The organism is Streptomyces sp. AgN23, from assembly GCF_001598115.1.
Lineage (GTDB): Bacteria > Actinomycetota > Actinomycetes > Streptomycetales > Streptomycetaceae > Streptomyces > Streptomyces antimycoticus.
Genome location: NZ_CP007153.1, coordinates 3,146,521 through 3,163,574, shown reverse-complemented (window position 1 = coordinate 3,163,574; position 17,054 = coordinate 3,146,521). Strand labels below are relative to the sequence as shown.

Genomic DNA, 17,054 nt, shown 5'->3' with positions numbered 1-17,054 from the left:
CCGCCATGCGCCGCAGAGCAAGCCTGGTGCTGCTGGCCTTCGCCGTCTTCTTCGCCGCTCTCGCGCCGCTGCTGCGCTGGTACGCGTATCCCCGGCTGGCCAAGATCCCGCCCAGTGAGTACCAGACGGCGGTCCTGGAGGCCAGTCCGGCCACCCTGCTCGACTACGGCACCATGCGGCCCCGCGAGGTCTCCAAGGTCAGCATCGTGCAGACCCTGCGCGGCAATGTGCCCGCCGCCGAGAAGACCGGGAAGGCGACCGGGCGGGATGTCGTCGTCTGGGACGCCCTGTCCTATGTGGCCGGGCCCGACGGCAAAATGGTCTCCAAGATCCCCGAGCGCTATGTCTTCGACGCCCACTCCCAGGACCCGGTGCACGCGGCCGGGGAACATGTCGACGGGGACGCTGTGCGCCGCGACGGCATCGAGTTCAAATGGCCGTTCCTCACCGAGAAGCGCGACTACCGCTACTTCGACGCCCAGACCCGCACCTCCGCCCCCATCCACTACAAGGGCACCCAGAACTTCCGCGGCCTGAAGGTCTACTACTTCGAACAGACCATCCCCTGGACCAAGGTGGCGCTGCCCAAGACCATGCCGGTCGAGGGCGTCACCCCCGAGACCGTCCGGAAGGCCGGCACCTCCCGCTGGTACAGCACCAAGCGGATGTTCTGGGTCGAGCCCACTACCGGCGCCCCGGTCAACGGGCAGGAGATCCACAAGGAGGAGCTGCGCGGTGGCACGCTGCTGGGCGACCGCGACCGGGTGACCGTCTTCTCCGGCCATGTGAAGATGCGCGAGGACTACATCCGGCACACGGTCGACATGGTGAAGTCCCAGCGCCAGCTGGTCCTGCTGCTCACGGCCTATCTGCCGTGGGGCTTTCTGATCCTCGGCCTGGCCCTGCTCGCGCTCGCCCTGCTGCTGGAGGCCCGCGGGCGCGCGGCGCGCCCGCCGGCGGCCCCGGCGGCGCCGACCCCGATGTCAGTGGCGGGCCATAGCGTATGACCATGCCAGTGAACAGCTGCGTCCCCGGGCCCGAACTCGTCGGCCACATCGTCGAATTGGCGTACCTGGAATGGGCGCCGGGCGCCACGGCGGCCGCCGCCGCGCGCTTCGGCTGGGTGCCCGACCGCTCCCACATGTCCTCCCATGCCACCAACACCGGGCACTATGTGCGCCCGGAGTGGTTCGGCGGGCCCGATGACGCGGACACCGAATGCCTGATCCCGTTCTGCTACTACTACGAGCCGGACGACTTCGACGCGGAGTTGCAGGCCGACGGGCTCAGCGGCAATGTCGACTGGCTCGCCGAGTACCACTGCGAGGACCCCGCATGGGTCTTCCACCGCGACGCCGGCCGCTCCGTCTTCGACGACCGGTGGCGCGCCGCCGTGGACGCCTTCGGCGAGCGGCTGGGCGAGCCGGAGACCGTCGTGCGGGACGAGAAGGGCGACCACCCGTGGAACTACGCCGCGTGGCGCTGCGGCGGCAATGCGGTGGTGGTCGGCCAGTGTGCCGACAACGGCTCGTATATGACCTTCGAGCAGGCGCTCATATGGGTCGGGCCACACCCCGTGGACGAACCGTTCCCGACGGGGGAGCAGTTCGCCCTGAGGCTGGAGTGCTGAGCGGCGCGGCCGTCGCGTCGCCGCGTCAACCTGCGTCCCCGCGATTCGCTCGTGGTGGCCAAGCCGGTAGTGATCAGGGCGAGAGCGTGGCTAGCATGCCGCCCATGCCTGGCATCACGATTGAGTTCACCGAGCAGGAGCTGGCCGAGCTGCGTGCCGAGGCGAGGGAGAAGGGCGTCGCGATCAAGCGCCTGGCGCACGACATACTGACCGAGGACGTGGTCCGGCGGCGTCAGAAGCAGCGTTTCGTCGAGGGCGCCGTGAAGTTCGCCCTGGAGTACAAGCCCGAGTTCGAGCGGGAGTTCCCGCACGGCATGCGGTGATCCTGTATGTCGACGCCGGTTGGGTACTGAACGTCCAGGTCGAGGTCTCCCCGGTGAACACCCCGGTCCGGGACTGGGGTGCGCTGCACTGCATGACCGAACGCCACCGCTATGAGCGATTCTCGGGCGAGCCCTATTACGAGGAGGCCGCCGCCCGCGCCGCGACCTTTCTGCACACCTCACTGATCCTCGAGCCGTTCTCCGACTACAACGCCACGATCGGCGCGGCCTGCGCGCGGATGTACATGGAGGAGTCGGGAGAGCCGATCACGCCGCCGCCGGGCGGCATGGTCAAGCTCGTCCGGGAGATACGGGAGATCGGCGGATTCCGGCTCGGCGAGACCGCGCGTCGGCTGCGCGACTGGGCCGACTGACGGCCGACGCGGCCCCGATGCCCGAGGGGGTCGGCTGATGTCCGACGCGGCCCGTTGATGCCCGATGGGGTCCGCTGATGCCTGATGCGGCCCGCTGAGCGGTCCCCGCCGGCCGTGGGCTGAGCGGGCGGGCCGATGGCGGGCTCAGCGCCGCGGGTTCCGTGGCGGGCGCTGGGCGGGCTCAGCGGCGGCGGGGCTCAGCGGCGGGTGTTGGTCCGCCGGGTCGGCTCGGCCGTCGATGGATCCTCCGGCCACGGATGCTTGGGGTACCGGCCGCGCAGCTCGGCCCGCACCGAGCGGTAGCCGTCCTTCCAGAACGACGCCAGATCGGCGGTGACCGCGGCCGGACGCCCCGCCGGGGACAGCAGATGCACCAGCAGCGGCACCCGCCCGCCCGCGATCCGGGGCGCCTCCTGCCAGCCGAACAGCTCCTGCAGCTTCACCGCCAGCACGGGCCGGTCCGCGCCGTAGTCCACCCGCACCCGCGAGCCGCTCGGCACCTCGATCCGCTCCGGAGCCAGCTCCTCGAACCGCGCGGCCTCGCCCGTGGCCCACGGCATCAGCCGGGCCAGCGCCCCTCCCGCGTCCACCCGCCCCAGATCGGCCCGCCCGCGGGCCCGCGCCAGCTCCACGCCGAGCCAGTCGTCCGCGCGGTCCAGCAGCGCCCCGTCGGAGACATCCGGCCAGGCCCCGCCCAGCTCCCGGTGGAGAAACGCCATCCGCTGCCGGATCGCCGTGGCCTGCGCCGACCAGCGCAGCAGCCCCGTCCCCTCGCGGCGCAGCCCCTCCAGCAGCGCCTGCCGCACCAGCTCCGGATCGGGCTTGGCCAGCGGCCGGGACACCAGCTCGATCGCGCCGAGCCGGGCCACCCGGCGCGCCACGACGTCCCCGTCGGCCCAGCGCACCTCCGCACCCTCCGAGGCCAGGGCCGCGGCCGCCGCCCGGGCGGTGTCCTCGTCGGTCACGGCCGCGAGCCGCACCCGCGCCGACGCGGCGGTCACCGGCCGGTCCGCGACGGCCACCGCGAGCCACGGCGCCCCGCCCAGCCGCGAGCCCTCGCTCAGTTCCGCGCCCGTCCCGGCGGCCATGAGGTACGCCCGCTCGCCGCGCCGCCGGGCCACCCGCTCCGGGAACGCCAGCGCGGCCAGCAGCCCCGCCACGGCGTCATCGCCGCGCGCCGCCCGCTGCGCGCCACGTGCGCCATCGGGTCGCGCGTCGCCCGTGCCGGTGAGGGCCTGTTCGAGTCGCCGGGCCTCCTGGCGCCAGCGGGCGGCGTAGGGGTCGCCGCCGTGGCGGGCGGTGCGCCAGGCGGCGGCGAGGTCGTCGCCGTACTCCCTCGGGGGCTCCTCGCTCAGCAGGGCCACCACCTCGGCGGCCCGGCGTGCGCCGACCTCCTTCGCGCCGTCGATGAGCGCCCGCGCCAGGCGGGGGTGGAGGCCGAGGCGGGCCATCCGGGTGCCGCGCTCGGTGGCCCGTCCGGCGGCGTCCACGGCGCCGATCGCGGTCAGCGTCTCGCGGGCGGCCGTCATCGCCCCGGTGGGCGGCGGATCGAGCAGGGCCAGCCCCGAGGCGTCCGGATCGCCCCAGCACGCCGTCTGCAGCGCGAAGGCCGTAAGGTCCGCGCCGGCGATCTCCGGGGACGGGAAACGCGGCAGCCGGGCGTCCTCCGCCTCGGGCCAGCAGCGGTAGACCACCCCGGGCGCCTCACGCCCCGCACGGCCCGCGCGCTGCCGGGCTGCCGCCCGTGACGCCCTTACGGTCGTCAGCGCGCTCAGCCCGCGTGCGTGGTCCATCCGGGGCTCACGCGCCAGCCCGCAGTCCACGACGACCCTCACGCCCGGCACGGTCAGGCTCGACTCGGCGACCGAGGTGGCCAGCACCACCCGCCGCCGTCCGCCGTCCGCACCGGCCAGCACCGCCTCCTGTACGGCGGCCGGCGCCCGCCCGTGCACCTGCAGGACCTCCGTCTCGGCGAGCCCGCCCAGCTTCCCGGCCACCCGGGCGATCTCGCCCACGCCCGGCAGGAAGCACAGCACATCGCCCTCCCGCTCGCGCAGCGCCCGCCGCACCACGGCCGCGACATGGTCCAGCAGGGCGGGGTCGACGCGCATCCCGTGCGGCGGCCTTACGGGGCGCTCGGGCGGCGTCCACACCACCTCCACCGGATGGGACACACCCGGTGCCGAGACGACCGGCGCGGGCCCCTCAGAGCCGCCCCCGCCGTCCGTCGCCCCTTCCCCACCGTCCGTCCCGCCGTCGCCGAGCAGCCGCGCCCAGCCCTCCGCGTCCGTGGTCGCCGAGGCGGCGATCAGCCGGAGGTCGGGGCGCAGGGCGGCCCGGACGTCCAGCAGGAAGGCGGCGGCCGTGTCCGCGTCCAGATGGCGCTCATGGCATTCGTCGAGGACGACCACGTCGACCCCGGCCAGCTCCTGGTCGCGTTGCAGCCGTTGCAGCAGCACGCCGGTGGTGACCACCTCGACCACGGTCCCCCGGCCGGCCTGCCGCTCCCCGCGCACGGTGAAGCCGACCTTCCCGCCCGGCCGCTCGCCCAGCAGCCACGCCATCCGCCGCGCGGCGGCCCGTGCCGCGATCCGCCGCGGCTCGGCGACCAGCACCCGCCGCACCGGTCCGCCGCCCACCAGCCCGGCGAGGACCAGTGGCACCAGCGTCGTCTTACCGGTCCCCGGGGGCGCGCACAGCACGGCGACCCCGCGGTCGTCGAGCGCGCGCAGCAGCGCCGGCACGGCCTCGCGCACGGGAAGGCGGTCGAGGGCCTCGGCGCGCGGGTCCCCAGGAGTGGTCAACGGCTCTGCCCCGATCCCGCTCAGTCCCGCTCGCATACGAAGATCGCCGTGCCCGGGATGAGGTTCCCCCGCAGGGGGGACCAGCCGCCCCACTCCTGGTGGTTCCACGCGGGCCATTCCGGTTCGATCAGGTCGACCAGCCGGAAGCCCCCGGCCACCACGTCCCGCACCCGGTCGCCCAGCGTCCGGTGGTGCTCCACGTAGACGGCCCGGCCCGACTCGTCCTGCTCCACATAGGGCGTGCGGTCGAAGTAGGAGCCGGCGACGGACAGCCCCTCGGGACCCGGTTCGTCGGGAAACGCCCAGCGGATCGGATGCGTCACCGAGAAGACCCACCGCCCGCCCGGCCGCAGCACCCGGCGCACCTCGCGCATCACCCGTACCGGCTCGGCCACGAACGGCACCGCCCCGTACGCCGAGCACGCCAGGTCGAACGAGCCGTCCCGGAAGGGCAGGGCCGTGGCGTCGGCCTGCACCAGCGCGACCCCGGCCCGCTCGCCCGCGCCGTCGCCGCCCCCGGCGGCGGCCTCCGCGTCGATCCGCCGCGCGTGCCGCAGCTGCCGGTGGGAGAGGTCCAGGGCCACCGGCCGCGCCCCCTGGGCGGCCAGCCAGCGGGCGCACTGTGCGGCGCCCGCGCCCACCTCCAGCACATCGCGCCCCTTGAGCGCCTCCACCGGGCCCAGCAGCCCGGCGTCCGCCTCGTCCAGCCCCTCCGGGCCCCATATGAACCGGTCGTCGCCCAGGAAGGCGCCGTGTTCTTCCTGGTACTCGTCCGCGTTGCGGTCCCACCATCCCCGGCTGGCCCGGCTGCTCTCCGCCTCGTCGGCGGTCCGGCGGGTGGCTGTCGGCTCGGCCCCCTCCGCAGGGGTGCCGGGCTCGTGTTCTTGGAGCATCGCGCGCGTCGTCGTACTCTCTGTATCGACCTGTGGCTGCGGGGCACGGTGAAGACCGCGTCGCAGTACGGACCATGCAATTTGCCGGGTTCGGGGAGTTAATCCCCACGTGTGCTCTTCGTGCATTGACCATGCCCGGCTGCCCCCGTATGCTACAAGTTGCGTTGCGGGCCTGTGCGCCTCGGACCGAGCAGGCCGCACTCGCATCTGTTGTATGTCCCCTCGGTTGTCGAGGTACATGGGCTTTTCGATCATTCGAAATCGGAAAGATTCGGTGCCTCCAAGGCTGTCCGGCTTCGGCAGTGCGATAAGGGCCCCCGGCGTAGCAGTACCTACGACTTCATGTCCGTACCGGAGCCCTTTTCCACATGACGAGCAGCACCGAGGCAACCCGCACCACCCCGCAGGTGGCGGTAAACGACATCGGTTCCGAGGAAGCCTTCCTCGCCGCGATCGACGAGACGATCAAGTACTTCAACGACGGCGACATCGTCGACGGCGTCATCGTGAAGGTCGACCGGGACGAGGTCCTGCTCGACATTGGTTACAAGACCGAAGGCGTCATTCCCTCCCGCGAACTGTCGATCAAGCACGACGTCGACCCCAATGAGGTCGTCGCCGTCGGCGATGAGATCGAGGCCCTGGTCCTCCAGAAGGAGGACAAGGAAGGCCGGCTGATCCTCTCGAAGAAGCGCGCGCAGTACGAGCGCGCTTGGGGCACCATCGAGAAGATCAAGGAAGAGGACGGGATCGTCACCGGTACCGTCATCGAGGTCGTCAAGGGTGGTCTCATCCTCGACATCGGCCTCCGTGGCTTCCTTCCCGCCTCCCTGGTGGAGATGCGCCGCGTTCGCGACCTCCAGCCCTACGTGGGCAAGGAGCTCGAGGCGAAGATCATCGAGCTCGACAAGAACCGCAACAACGTGGTCCTGTCCCGCCGCGCCTGGCTGGAGCAGACCCAGAGCGAGGTCCGCCAGACCTTCCTCACCACCCTCCAGAAGGGGCAGGTGCGCTCCGGCGTCGTCTCCTCCATCGTCAACTTCGGTGCGTTCGTGGACCTCGGCGGCGTCGACGGTCTCGTCCACGTCTCGGAGCTGTCCTGGAAGCACATCGACCACCCCTCCGAGGTTGTCGAGGTCGGCCAGGAGGTCACGGTCGAGGTCCTGGACGTCGACATGGACCGCGAGCGCGTCTCCCTGTCGCTCAAGGCGACCCAGGAAGACCCGTGGCAGCAGTTCGCCCGGACCCACCAGATCGGCCAGGTCGTCCCGGGTAAGGTCACCAAGCTTGTTCCGTTCGGTGCGTTCGTCCGCGTGGACGAGGGCATCGAGGGTCTGGTCCACATCTCCGAGCTGGCCGAGCGCCACGTGGAGATCCCGGAGCAGGTCGTCCAGGTCAACGACGAGATCTTCGTCAAGGTCATCGACATCGACCTCGAGCGCCGCCGCATCAGCCTCTCGCTGAAGCAGGCCAACGAGGCGTTCGGTGCCGACCCGTCCGTGGTCGAGTTCGACCCGACCCTGTACGGCATGGCCGCGTCCTACGACGACCAGGGCAACTACATCTACCCCGAGGGCTTCGACCCCGAGACCAACGACTGGCTCGAGGGCTTCGAGACCCAGCGGGAGGCGTGGGAGACCCAGTACGCCGAGGCGCAGCAGCGGTTCGAGCAGCACCAGGCTCAGGTCATCAAGTCCCGCGAGGCCGACGAGCAGGCCGCTGCCGAGGCGGGCAGCGGTGCCGCTCCGGCGCCCGGCGGGCAGACGTCCGGCGGCGGCGGCGGTTCGTACTCCTCGGAGTCGGCCGACAACTCCGGCGCCCTGGCCTCGGACGAGGCGCTGGCCGCGCTTCGCGAGAAGCTGGCCGGCGGCCAGAGCTGATCACCGGCCGCTAGTCGGCACCAGCTGAATGGGTAAGGCCCGCTCCCCCTGGGGAGCGGGCCTTACGTATGTCCGGGTCGCCGCACACTGACCGAAACGGAGTCCACGGTCACGTTCCGGGCGGCGTCGATCCTGATGCCCTCCCGGCCGCCGCGGACCGTGATCCCCCTGACGGTCCAGTACGAGGCGCCGTTCAGCCGTAGCCCATAGCCGCCGCTCGCGGTGAGCACCGCCTTCGGCGAGCCGGTGAGGGTGATCCGCGAGCCGGAGGTGCCGGAGGCGGTGATCTCGAAGCTGCCGCGATACCTGCCGTCGGCGAGCCGGATCGTATCGCCGGGCCGGGCCCTGGCGAGGGCCTTCCTGAGCCCGTCCGCGTCGTTCACGGAGATCGGGACGGCGGTGGCGGCGGGGGCCTCCCGCGCGGTCGTGCCGGCCGCGATCAGCCCACCGGCGGCGATCAGTCCGGCGGCGGAGGCGGTGACGAAGGTGCGTAATCGAGCGGGAGTGCGGCCGGGGGAGTGCATAGGAGGCTGCCTTCCTGTGCCGTGGCCAGAGGTGAACACGCTGGGTTCTGGTCAGTGAACGCCGGATGACATGATGAACCGCTGACGGCTGGCGAAGATAGGCGTGCCTCATATGCGCGTCAACCCCGCGAAATGCGCCGACGTCGAGTTCGGGCCGCTCCCGTTAGCCCAAGTGGGCCCCTTCGCAACGCGGTTCACGGCCGCCGGGCCATCGCGGATACCGCCCGGGGAATGCCCCCGCCCTTGTTCGGTGTTCTTCGGAACGGACACAAGGAGGAGCGGTCACAGTGCAAGATCCGCAGGAGTTGTACGCATGGGAACCGAGCGGGCTGGCGGAGGTCGACGCGATAGCCTCGCGGGACTCGGCCGGGCTGGTGCTGCTGTACCACTTCGACGGCTATATCGACGCCGGCGAGACGGGGGACCAGATCGTCGAGCGGCTGCTCGACGGCCTGCCACGCAAGGTCGTCGCGCGCTTCGACCATGACCGGCTGGTCGACTACCGGGCCCGGCGCCCCCTGCTCACCTTCCAGCGCGACCGCTGGACCGCGTACGAGACCCCGAAGCTCGAGCTGTATCTGGTGCGCGACGCGACCGCGGCCCCGTTCCTGCTGCTCGCCGGGCCGGAGCCGGACGTGGAGTGGGAGCGGTTCGCGGCGGCCGTGCGGCAGATGGTCGAGCGCCTGAGCGTACGGCTCGCGGTGAACTTCCACGGCATCCCGATGGGCGTTCCGCACACCCGGCCGGTCGGCATCACCCCGCATGGAAACCGCACCGACCTGATGCCTGGTCATCGCGGCTTCTTCGACGAGGCCCAAGTGCCCGGCAGCGCGGAATCCCTGATCGAGTACCGACTGGCCGAGGCGGGCATCGATGTGCTCGGCGTCGCCGCGCATGTGCCGCACTATCTGGCCCGGTCGGCCTATCCGGACGCGGCGCTCACCGCGCTGGAGGCCATCACCGCGGCCACCGGCCTGGTCCTGCCGGGGCCCACGCACGCCCTGCGCAACGACGCCCTCAAGACGCAGGAGGAGATCGAGCGGCAGATCTCGGAGGGGGACGAGGAGCTGGTCGCGCTCGTACGGGGCCTTGAGCACCAGTACGACGCGGTGGCCGGGGCCGAGAGCCGCGGCAATCTGGTCGCGGAGCCGGCCGAGCTGCCCTCGGCCGACGAACTGGCCGCGGAGTTCGAGCGGTTCCTGGCCGAGCGGGAGGGCGAGGGTGGAGCCTGAGCGAGGACCCCGCAGGTGCGCCATATAGCGTGGGCCCCATGCTGAAGCTGGGGCTCACGGGCGGAATCGGCGCGGGCAAGAGCGAGGTCTCACGGATCCTGACCTCATTGGGAGCAATGCTGATCGACTCCGATCGGATCGCTCGCGAGGTGGTCGAGCCGGGAACGCCGGGGCTGACCGCCGTCGTCACCGAATTCGGCCCCGAGGTGCTGACCGCCGACGGCCATCTGGACCGTCCCGGGCTCGGCGCGATCGTCTTCAACGACCCGGAGCGGCTGAGCGCGCTGAACGCGATCATCCACCCGCTGGTCCGGGACCGCTCCGCGGAGCTTCAGGCGGCGGCCGCCCCCGATGCCGTCGTGGTCCATGACGTCCCGCTCCTGGCCGAGAACAAGCTGGCCCCGCTCTACGACCTGGTGATGGTCGTGGACGCCACGCCCGAGACCCAGCTCGACCGGCTGGTACGGCTGCGCGGCATGGCCGAGGACGAGGCGCGGGCCCGGATGGCGGCGCAGGCCACCCGCGCCGACCGGCTGGCGATCGCCGATGTCGTGATCGACAACAATGGCCCGATCGAGGCGCTGGAGCCGCAGGTCACCAAGGTCTGGGCGGATCTGGTGGCGCGGGCGGCCGGCGCGGAGGGCTGAGCGGGGGCGCGGCGCGGAGCGTGCGGGGCTGAGCCGGGGCGCGGCGCGGAGCGTGCGCGCGCCCGTGGCGGGGAATGCGGCGTGCGGGGTGATTGTTGTGCCCCTCGTAGCGAACGATCATCCGTGACGGTTCATCCCATCCCCTCACCCGATCCTCCGCCTCATCACCGAGCACGTACCCGGGGAAGGAAACGGCTGTGCCCGAGCCCACGCCCGAGACCCATGTCATCGACTACCGCGCCGCGGAGCAACTGCTCGCCGCCCGAGACCCACGGGGCGCCGTAAAGCTGCTCGACTCCGTCATCAGCGCCCACCCCGAGAACACTGCGGCCAGGCTGCTGCGGGCGCGCGCGTTCTTCCTCGCGGCGCAGCTGCGCTCGGCGGAGCTGGAGTTCCAGCTCGTCATCGAGCGCGAGCCGGACAACGCGTTCGCCCACTTCGCCCTGGCCCGCACCCTGGAGCGGGCCAACCGCTCGGCCGAGGCCACCCGCCACTTCCGGCTGGCCGCGGCGCTCGATCCGCGCCCGGACTTCGTCGAGGCGGCCCGGTTCGGCCAGCGGGACTGAAGGACCGGACAGGCGGGGCGTGGGCTGGGCCGCGGCGATTGCCGGGCCCGGACTCCGCCCCTCCGCCGGTTTCGGTCCGCGGCAGGCCCGGGCGAACTGTCGCCCGCGTACCCGGCGGCCCATGCCGGGCCGCTGTGGGCGGCCCGTCCCAGGTCAGCGCCAGGCGACCTGCCCCAGGTCAGCGCCAGGCGACTTGCCCCAGGTCAGGGCCAGGCGGCCCGCCCCCGGTCAGCGCCAGGCGGCCTGCCCCCGGTCAGCGCCAGAGGGCGAACCCGCCGAGGACCACCGCGCCGAGCAGCACCACCCCGCCGAGCCCCAGCGCCACGCCGCGGTGCCGGACGAGGTCGTACGGATCGGCCTCCCGGCCCGGCCGCGCCTCCCGCCGCTCGTACGGCTCTCCGGTTCCGGAGAGCATCAGCCCGAGCGCACAGAGCGCGATGCCGATCGCCAGCACCCCCATGACGGCCCCCTGTCGCGGCAGGTACCCAGCAGGTACTCGCCAGTATCTCCCGGAATGCGGGGCTCCCGGCCGTCGATATCCCGTCACCCCCGGAGTGCCGTGCATGCCTTACGGCGGCCGTGCCTTACGGCGGCCATGCCGTGTACGCCTTACGGGGCCCGGCGCCGTCCGTGGCCGGGCCTGCGCTCGCCGAGCGGTGCGTACGGCGGCACATCCGGGCCGGGCTGATAGTGCGGCCCCTGCCGGATGTGCCGGATCACCAGGACCAGATCGACCAGGGTGACGACGGCGAGCACCCCACACGCGGCCGCCCATCCCGGTCGGCCCACGATCGCGAAGGCCACCGCGCCGCCGAGCGTCCAGAGCAGCCCCCACGTGGCCAGCCCCAGCCGCATCCGCAGCGGGCTGCGCGCATGTACCGGTTCGTCACCCGTTCGGATCAGCCGTGTCGGCATGGGCATCGTATCTCCCGTTTTCGGAAGCTTTCTTCTATTTTCTCCCTCTTCGTTCCTCCTCGAATCTACCTCCGGAGGGCGCCCTCCGATACCTGAGATCATGTCGTGGGCATCCACAGGGGACGGCATGGGACCAGGACGATGAGGAGCTGCCAGTGATCCGCCAGTCATGGGACGAATCGGCCGCCAAGCGGGCCCGTATCCGCGGTTGCCTGCTGGGCGGGGCGATCGGGGACGCCCTCGGCAATCCGATCGAGTTCCTCTCCCTGCGGTCGATCCGCGAGACCTATGGCGGCACGGGCATCACCACCCTCGTCCCGGACGGCAGCGGAGTCGTGGGCCGGGTCACCGATGACACCCAGATGACGCTCTTCACGGCGGAGGGCCTGATACGGGCCCACGCCAGATCCTCGTCCAAGGGCGTCGAAGGGTCCGAGACCGCCGTCGTCCGCCATGCCTATCTGCGCTGGCTGGACACCCAGAACCACCCCGGGCCGCCGCCCGCCGAGGGCACCGGCGACCTGGTCCGCTCCGGTTGGCTGCGCACCCAGCCCTGGCTGTACGCCCGCCGCGCCCCCGGCAACGCCTGCCTCTCCGGTCTCACCGCGCAGCATGTCCCCGCCCCGCGGGCGCCCCTGGACGGCACCCCCGGCCCGGTGAACCCCGGCTCCAAGGGCTGCGGCACCGTGATGCGCTCGGCGCCGTTCGGCCTCACCGGGCTCGATCCCCGCGACTGCTTCGAACTCGCCGCCCGCTGCGCCACGATCACCCATGGCCATCCGACCGGCTCCTACGCGGCCGGCGCCCTGGCCGCCATGATCGCGTGCCTGCTCGACGGCGAGTCCCTCGAAGGCGCCACCCTGCGCGCCCTGGAACTCCTCGCCCGCTACCCCCGCCACGAGGAGACCACCGCCGCCCTCCGTAAGGCGGTCGACCTGGCGGCCGAGGGCGATCCGACCGCCGAGAAGGCCGAATCGCTCGGCGGCGGCTGGGTCGCCGAGGAGGCGCTGGCCATCGCGGTCTACAGCGCCCTGGCCCGTACCCCCGCCCAGCAGATCCTCTACGGCCCCGGCGGCAAGATCAGCTACGATCCGGCGCCCCCGCGCACCCCCGTCCAGGCGGCCCTTCTGCTCTCCGTCAACCACTCGGGCGACAGCGACTCGACCGGCTCGATCTGCGGCAACCTCCTCGGCGCCCACCACGGCGACCTCCGCCTTCCCCCGTCCTGGCTGGCCCTGACCGAGGGCCGCGGCACGATCGCCGAACTCGCCGACGACTTCGCCTTCGAGTTCCACCGCTCCGTAGAGCTGTACGAGCCCTACGACGACGTGGTCTTCCCGCGCGACCGCTACCCGCTCAGCTGACCGCGCCCGGGAGCCGGGGTGCGGCCCCGGACCCCGCTCAGCCAGCCGTGAAGCCGTCCTTACGGTCGCGCCGGATCCAGCGCTGGATCTTGTGGAGGAAGAGAAAGCGCTCGCGCTTCTCGCGGGTGCTGCGGTCGAGCTCTTCCATGAGGCGCTTGGAGCGCTGCTCCATGTCGAGTTCGTCGAGGATGCGGTCGATCTCCGCGAGCAGGGCACCGTGGAGCTGCCACTGGCGAGGGTGCTCCTGGACGCGGCGCAGCAGGAGATCGGCGCTGCGGTCGCGGCCGGCATGCGCCTTCGCAAGCTCGCTGGAGAGGCGGGATTCGGCTTCTTCGGCGTTGGCGCTGACCTGCGTGGTGACCAGGACGGCGAAGCTCTCGACGGCGGCGGCGAGATGGACGAAGAGGTCCTTGAGGGCCTCCGCCACCTCCGGGGGGAAGAGCGGCTCCTCCGTCCGCGCCTTGGCGAGGTCGGTGAGGGTGCGGGACATCACGCGCAGGATGACGGTGCAGATCTCCAGCGTGTCCAGGCCGGTGCGGAGCACCACGCGGTAGAGGAGGCCCTCCTTGACGCGGGGGTTGAGCCGCACACTGTCCTCCGCCTGCCGGAGCGCGGCGTCGACCTGGGAGATGTCGTGGTCGAGCCGCCGGGCCTCGTAGAGACGGGCGGCGGCGCGGTCGACGGCCATCTGGCTGCCCAGCTCCTGGCCGATGTGCAGCATCAGCTGGCGCATCCGGCGGGCCAGGTCCTCGATGGACTTGCCGGCCGTCTCGACCCACACCGGAGGCGCGAGGAAGAAGTTGAAGGCCATCCCGACACCGGCCCCGATGAGGGTCTCGAGCACCCGGTCCCAGGCGTAGGTGGTCACCTGCGCCACGCCCAGGACCAGCATGGCGCTGATCGCCACCTCCTGGACCCAGTCGCCCACCCGCGTGAGATAGCCGGCGGTCTGGGCGGCGAGGATGATCAGGCACAGGCTCCACCAGGTCAGCCCCACCAGCACGCTGAAGGCGACGGCGATCAGGACGCCCACGACCACGGCCTCGACCCTGCGCAGGCTTCTGGTGAGGGTCGCGTAGAGGGTGACCTGGACGACGAGGAGGGCGGTCAGCGGCGCGGTGAGCGGGGCGGGTTCCTTGCTGAGCTCGAGGGCGACGACGTACGCGATGGTCGCGGCTGCCGTGGAACGCACTGTCTGGACGACGACCGGATCGTGGCGCCGTTTGACGAGCTCTGCCACCGGGTCGGGAACATCAGGCACGTACATGCCCCTTCCACGCGGAGGGGGCCGCCATGTCATCGGCCGCCGCGTACGGGTTAACGTGTCGCGCGTGATCAGGCCATTCAACGGAACGCAGGGGACGGAGGACGGCGCGGCGCTTCCCGGAAGCACCGGTCCCGCCGCCACCGTCGAGGCTCATCCGCGCCAGGTCGGGCGGGTACGGACGGAGTACGCACCCGATCCGGACGGGGACCCGGACCCCGGGGAGATCGTCTGGACATGGGTGCCGTACGAGGAGAACGACGGCCGCGGCAAGGACCGGCCGGTGCTGGTGGTCGCGCGGGAGCGGGGCGGGACGCTGCTCGCCGTGCAGCTCTCGAGCAAGCGGCATGACGCCGACCGCGAGTGGGTGCCGATCGGCTCCGGGCCCTGGGACCGGGCCGGGCGGGACTCGTGGGTCGATCTGGACCGGGTGCTGCGGGTGCACCCGGACGGGATGCGGCGCGAGGCGTGCGCACTGGACCGGCCGCGCTTCGACCTGGTCGTGATGCGGCTGCGGCAGCGGTACGGCTGGAGCTGAGAAAGCCTCACACCGGGGATGTCGCCTCGGGATTGAGGAGCGTGCTTCGGGGTTGAGGGGCGTTTCTCGACCGTCGAGGAGACGTCTCAGGCGTCGGCCAGCGCCAGCAGCTTGGTGACCGTGTTCCAGTTGCGGGCGGTGGCCGGCACGCCGAGCCGGGCGTTGGTGACCTTCGCCGCCAGCTTGGAGCGGCCGATCCCGTCCGGGCAGCGCAGGAAGATCTCGCGGCCGATGAGGCGGAATTCGTCCGGGGCGTAGGCGGCCGGATCCACCGCGTCCAGCGCGGCCGTGTCCGTGGGCATGTCCGCCAGGAAGACCACATGGAGGGTCTTGGGCTCGGCCGCGGCCTCCGGATAGGGGTTGGCCTCGATCGCCGCGGCCAGCTCATCGCGCGTACGGACCATGACCGGCACGGGAAAGCCGAGGTCGGCGGCGAAGCCGTCCTCGAGGGTGCGGGCCGTCCGCTCGGGCGGGGTGCCGGGGTCGGCGAAGACGATATTGCCGGTCTGGAGGTGGACGGTGACGTCCTTGAAGCCCAGCTCGGCCATCAGCTCACGCTGCCGGGCCATGGGGAACTTCCCTTTCCCGCCCACATTGATGCCGCGCAGCAGCGCTATCTGAAATGCCATGGCCGGAGAGTACCGCTCCCGGGCCGCGGAGCCGGGCCCCCGCGGCCCGGGCAGGGAAGCCCACGGCATGATGGGGGCGTGCGGCTCGAAGCGATCACCTGGGAACGGCTGACCGACGCGACCGCCGACCGCATCGCCGGGCTGACGGCGGCGGACGGCGGCCCCTGGCTGAGAGTGGCCGTCGACGGGGCTCCGGCGGCGCCCACCGCCGAACTGGCGCGGGACCTGTCGGAGGCGCTGCGGATCCGGGGGCGTCCGGTGCTGGTGGTGGGGGCGGCGGGGTTCTGGCGGCCCGCCTCGCTGCGCTACGAGTACGGGAAGCGGGACCCCGACGCGTACTACGACCGCTGGCTGGACACCGGTGCCCTGTGGCGGGAGGTCTTCGATCCGCTGGACCCGGGGGCGGGCGGCACCGGGCGGGTGCTGCCCGACCTGTGGGATCCGGTGACCGACCGGGCCACGCGCAGCCCGTACGCCGAACTTCCGCGGGGCGGGGTGCTGCTGCTGCACGGCGCGCTGCTGCTGGGGCATTGGTTCCCGTTCGATCTGTCGGTGCATCTGCGGCTGTCCCCGGCCGCCCTCGCCCGCCGCACGCAGGAGGACGACCACTGGACCCTGCCGGCCTTCGCGCGCTACGAGGACGAGGTGGGGCCAGGTGAGGCGGCGGACGTGGTGGTGCGGATGGACGACCCCCGGCATCCGGCCTGGCACCGCCCCGAGCCGTAACCGGGTACGTCTCGGGGCGGTGCGCGGGACGTCATGTCCGGGGTGGTGCGCGGAAGGTCACTCCTTGCCCGGCGGGCATTCCTTCCAGGCGAAGTGATAGGTGGTGCTCACATCGCCGTCGGTCGAGTCCATCGCGATGAAGCTGGTCGTTTCCTTGGTGTTGGACGTTCCGGCGTTGGCCCGCAACTCGGTGTTGATGTTGAAGTTGCGGAGTTCACCGCAGGGCGACCACACCACGGTCGCGATATCGGCCGTGTCGGTGACCTGCCAGTTGTCGTCGTAGGAACCGGCGAACTCATGCGAGTTGGACGAGGTCTGCGACTGCCCCTGGAAGTAGTACGAGGCTTTCTGCGTGGCGGACGCGCCCTTTTCCAGATGGGCGAAACCACGGTAGTCGACACTGGCGATGGCGTAGGAGAAGCCCTGTGGCACATGCGTGACCAGACTCAGCTGACAGTTCTTTCTGAAGTCCGTCGGCTTGGCTCCCTTGCCCACCTGGGCGAGATACTCGCTGTAGGTCACGGTGAAGGCGGTGTTGTCGGGGGAGACGGCGATCGCCGCGGTGCCCGCCGGGCAGCCTGATCCATTCACGGTCGCGACCGTGATCACGATCTTGTCGGGTGGCACGGTGTCGAACGGGGGTTGCGCATATGCCTGGGAAGTGAGCGTCGAGGCGAATAACGCCGCGACCACGCCGCCTGCGTACAGAACACCGGGCATGATTCTCCATTCGATGGTGGATTTA

19 protein-coding genes are annotated in these 17,054 nt (G+C 71.8%); 11 read left to right on the top strand and 8 right to left on the bottom strand.

The annotated features are described in order from the left end of the window. Nucleotides 1-5 precede the first annotated feature (5 nt). From AS97_RS13860 to AS97_RS13845, 4 genes are all read left to right on the top strand, one after another. On the top strand, nt 6-1,007 hold the full coding sequence (locus AS97_RS13860) for a DUF3068 domain-containing protein (protein ID WP_059144961.1): 1,002 nt from the start codon (nt 6-8) through the stop codon (nt 1,005-1,007). Between the two features lie 2 nt (nt 1,008-1,009). Next, entirely contained in the window at nt 1,010-1,630 is a 621-nt protein-coding gene (locus AS97_RS13855) for a hypothetical protein (RefSeq protein WP_247204362.1), read from the top strand. A 104-nt stretch (nt 1,631-1,734) separates the two neighbouring features. Continuing rightward, a complete protein-coding gene (locus tag AS97_RS13850) occupies nt 1,735-1,953 on the top strand; it encodes a hypothetical protein (protein ID WP_043240610.1) in 219 nt (72 codons plus the stop codon). Then, nucleotides 1,950-2,327 (top strand): hypothetical protein, encoded by a 378-nt coding sequence (locus tag AS97_RS13845; protein ID WP_086710240.1) that lies wholly within the window; start codon nt 1,950-1,952, stop codon nt 2,325-2,327. The genes AS97_RS13850 and AS97_RS13845 overlap by 4 nt, the downstream gene beginning before the upstream one ends. 197 nt (nt 2,328-2,524) lie before the next feature. Here AS97_RS13845 and hrpB read toward each other — a convergent pair whose 3' ends face one another. Both hrpB and AS97_RS13835 read right to left on the bottom strand, forming a co-directional pair. After that, complete coding sequence (gene hrpB, locus AS97_RS13840; RefSeq protein ID WP_247204361.1) at nt 2,525-5,167, bottom strand: ATP-dependent helicase HrpB; 2,643 nt, start codon at nt 5,165-5,167, stop codon at nt 2,525-2,527. Continuing rightward, the gene (locus AS97_RS13835; RefSeq protein WP_125759765.1) at nt 5,152-6,024 is read right to left on the bottom strand and encodes a class I SAM-dependent methyltransferase; all 873 of its coding nucleotides are present in this window, start codon (nt 6,022-6,024) and stop codon (nt 5,152-5,154) included. The genes hrpB and AS97_RS13835 overlap by 16 nt, the downstream gene beginning before the upstream one ends. A 368-nt stretch (nt 6,025-6,392) precedes the next feature. Here AS97_RS13835 and rpsA point away from each other — a divergent pair, with 368 nt between their 5' ends. Next, nucleotides 6,393-7,904 carry a 30S ribosomal protein S1 gene (rpsA, locus tag AS97_RS13830; RefSeq protein ID WP_086711141.1) on the top strand — a complete coding sequence of 504 codons (1,512 nt, stop codon included), beginning with the start codon at nt 6,393-6,395 and terminating at the stop codon, nt 7,902-7,904. A 62-nt stretch (nt 7,905-7,966) separates the two neighbouring features. Here rpsA and AS97_RS13825 read toward each other — a convergent pair whose 3' ends face one another. Further along, nucleotides 7,967-8,428, bottom strand: coding sequence for a hypothetical protein (locus tag AS97_RS13825; RefSeq protein ID WP_125759766.1), 462 nt, complete (start codon nt 8,426-8,428; stop codon nt 7,967-7,969). A 287-nt stretch (nt 8,429-8,715) separates the two neighbouring features. On the opposite strand from AS97_RS13825, the gene AS97_RS13820 reads away from it, so the two are divergent. The 3 genes from AS97_RS13820 (at nt 8,716) to AS97_RS13810 (ending at nt 10,873) form a co-directional block, all read left to right on the top strand. Further along, nucleotides 8,716-9,660 (top strand): PAC2 family protein, encoded by a 945-nt coding sequence (locus AS97_RS13820; protein ID WP_059144954.1) that lies wholly within the window; start codon nt 8,716-8,718, stop codon nt 9,658-9,660. Between the two features lie 38 nt (nt 9,661-9,698). Continuing rightward, nucleotides 9,699-10,307 carry a dephospho-CoA kinase gene (gene coaE / locus AS97_RS13815; protein ID WP_210564970.1) on the top strand — a complete coding sequence of 203 codons (609 nt, stop codon included), beginning with the start codon at nt 9,699-9,701 and terminating at the stop codon, nt 10,305-10,307. Nucleotides 10,308-10,504: 197 nt separating this feature from the next. Beyond that, nucleotides 10,505-10,873 carry a tetratricopeptide repeat protein gene (locus AS97_RS13810; protein WP_210564969.1) on the top strand — a complete coding sequence of 123 codons (369 nt, stop codon included), beginning with the start codon at nt 10,505-10,507 and terminating at the stop codon, nt 10,871-10,873. A 253-nt stretch (nt 10,874-11,126) separates the two neighbouring features. Here AS97_RS13810 and AS97_RS13805 read toward each other — a convergent pair whose 3' ends face one another. Both AS97_RS13805 and AS97_RS13800 read right to left on the bottom strand, forming a co-directional pair. After that, nucleotides 11,127-11,333, bottom strand: a complete 207-nt coding sequence (locus AS97_RS13805) for a hypothetical protein (RefSeq protein ID WP_059144951.1) — start codon at nt 11,331-11,333, stop codon at nt 11,127-11,129. Between the two features lie 149 nt (nt 11,334-11,482). Then, entirely contained in the window at nt 11,483-11,788 is a 306-nt protein-coding gene (locus AS97_RS13800) for a DUF6343 family protein (protein ID WP_185930022.1), read from the bottom strand. A 155-nt stretch (nt 11,789-11,943) separates the two neighbouring features. Here AS97_RS13800 and AS97_RS13795 point away from each other — a divergent pair, with 155 nt between their 5' ends. Continuing rightward, entirely contained in the window at nt 11,944-13,152 is a 1,209-nt protein-coding gene (locus AS97_RS13795; RefSeq protein ID WP_059144949.1) for an ADP-ribosylglycohydrolase family protein, read from the top strand. Between the two features lie 37 nt (nt 13,153-13,189). Here the strand turns inward: AS97_RS13795 and AS97_RS13790 are convergent, their stop codons facing one another. Continuing rightward, a complete protein-coding gene (locus tag AS97_RS13790; protein ID WP_079059447.1) occupies nt 13,190-14,413 on the bottom strand; it encodes an FUSC family protein in 1,224 nt (407 codons plus the stop codon). Between the two features lie 70 nt (nt 14,414-14,483). On the opposite strand from AS97_RS13790, the gene AS97_RS13785 reads away from it, so the two are divergent. Continuing rightward, nucleotides 14,484-14,954, top strand: coding sequence for a type II toxin-antitoxin system PemK/MazF family toxin (locus AS97_RS13785; protein WP_059144947.1), 471 nt, complete (start codon nt 14,484-14,486; stop codon nt 14,952-14,954). Nucleotides 14,955-15,040: 86 nt separating this feature from the next. Here the strand turns inward: AS97_RS13785 and AS97_RS13780 are convergent, their stop codons facing one another. After that, nucleotides 15,041-15,583, bottom strand: a complete 543-nt coding sequence (locus tag AS97_RS13780) for a DUF1697 domain-containing protein (RefSeq protein WP_125759769.1) — start codon at nt 15,581-15,583, stop codon at nt 15,041-15,043. A gap of 78 nt (nt 15,584-15,661) precedes the next feature. Here AS97_RS13780 and AS97_RS13775 point away from each other — a divergent pair, with 78 nt between their 5' ends. Further along, nucleotides 15,662-16,309: a hypothetical protein gene (locus tag AS97_RS13775; protein WP_059144945.1), complete on the top strand. Its 648-nt coding sequence runs from the start codon at nt 15,662-15,664 to the stop codon at nt 16,307-16,309. A 57-nt stretch (nt 16,310-16,366) separates the two neighbouring features. On the opposite strand, the gene AS97_RS13770 is transcribed toward AS97_RS13775, so the two are convergent. Next, nucleotides 16,367-17,029 (bottom strand): DUF4360 domain-containing protein, encoded by a 663-nt coding sequence (locus tag AS97_RS13770; RefSeq protein WP_059144944.1) that lies wholly within the window; start codon nt 17,027-17,029, stop codon nt 16,367-16,369. Between the last annotated feature and the right edge of the window lie 25 nt (nt 17,030-17,054).

Coding starts and splice junctions, on each gene's coding strand:
- AS97_RS13860 (WP_059144961.1), top strand. CDS start 6: ATGCGCCGCAGAGCAAGCCTGGTGCTGCTGGCCTTCGCCGTCTTCTTC.
- AS97_RS13855 (WP_247204362.1), top strand. CDS start 1,010: ATGCCAGTGAACAGCTGCGTCCCCGGGCCCGAACTCGTCGGCCACATC.
- AS97_RS13850 (WP_043240610.1), top strand. CDS start 1,735: ATGCCTGGCATCACGATTGAGTTCACCGAGCAGGAGCTGGCCGAGCTG.
- hrpB (WP_247204361.1), bottom strand. CDS start 5,167: ATGCGAGCGGGACTGAGCGGGATCGGGGCAGAGCCGTTGACCACTCCT.
- AS97_RS13835 (WP_125759765.1), bottom strand. CDS start 6,024: ATGCTCCAAGAACACGAGCCCGGCACCCCTGCGGAGGGGGCCGAGCCG.
- rpsA (WP_086711141.1), top strand. CDS start 6,393: ATGACGAGCAGCACCGAGGCAACCCGCACCACCCCGCAGGTGGCGGTA.
- AS97_RS13825 (WP_125759766.1), bottom strand. CDS start 8,428: ATGCACTCCCCCGGCCGCACTCCCGCTCGATTACGCACCTTCGTCACC.
- coaE (WP_210564970.1), top strand. CDS start 9,699: ATGCTGAAGCTGGGGCTCACGGGCGGAATCGGCGCGGGCAAGAGCGAG.
- AS97_RS13805 (WP_059144951.1), bottom strand. CDS start 11,333: ATGGGGGTGCTGGCGATCGGCATCGCGCTCTGTGCGCTCGGGCTGATG.
- AS97_RS13800 (WP_185930022.1), bottom strand. CDS start 11,788: ATGCCGACACGGCTGATCCGAACGGGTGACGAACCGGTACATGCGCGC.
- AS97_RS13780 (WP_125759769.1), bottom strand. CDS start 15,583: ATGGCATTTCAGATAGCGCTGCTGCGCGGCATCAATGTGGGCGGGAAA.
- AS97_RS13770 (WP_059144944.1), bottom strand. CDS start 17,029: ATGCCCGGTGTTCTGTACGCAGGCGGCGTGGTCGCGGCGTTATTCGCC.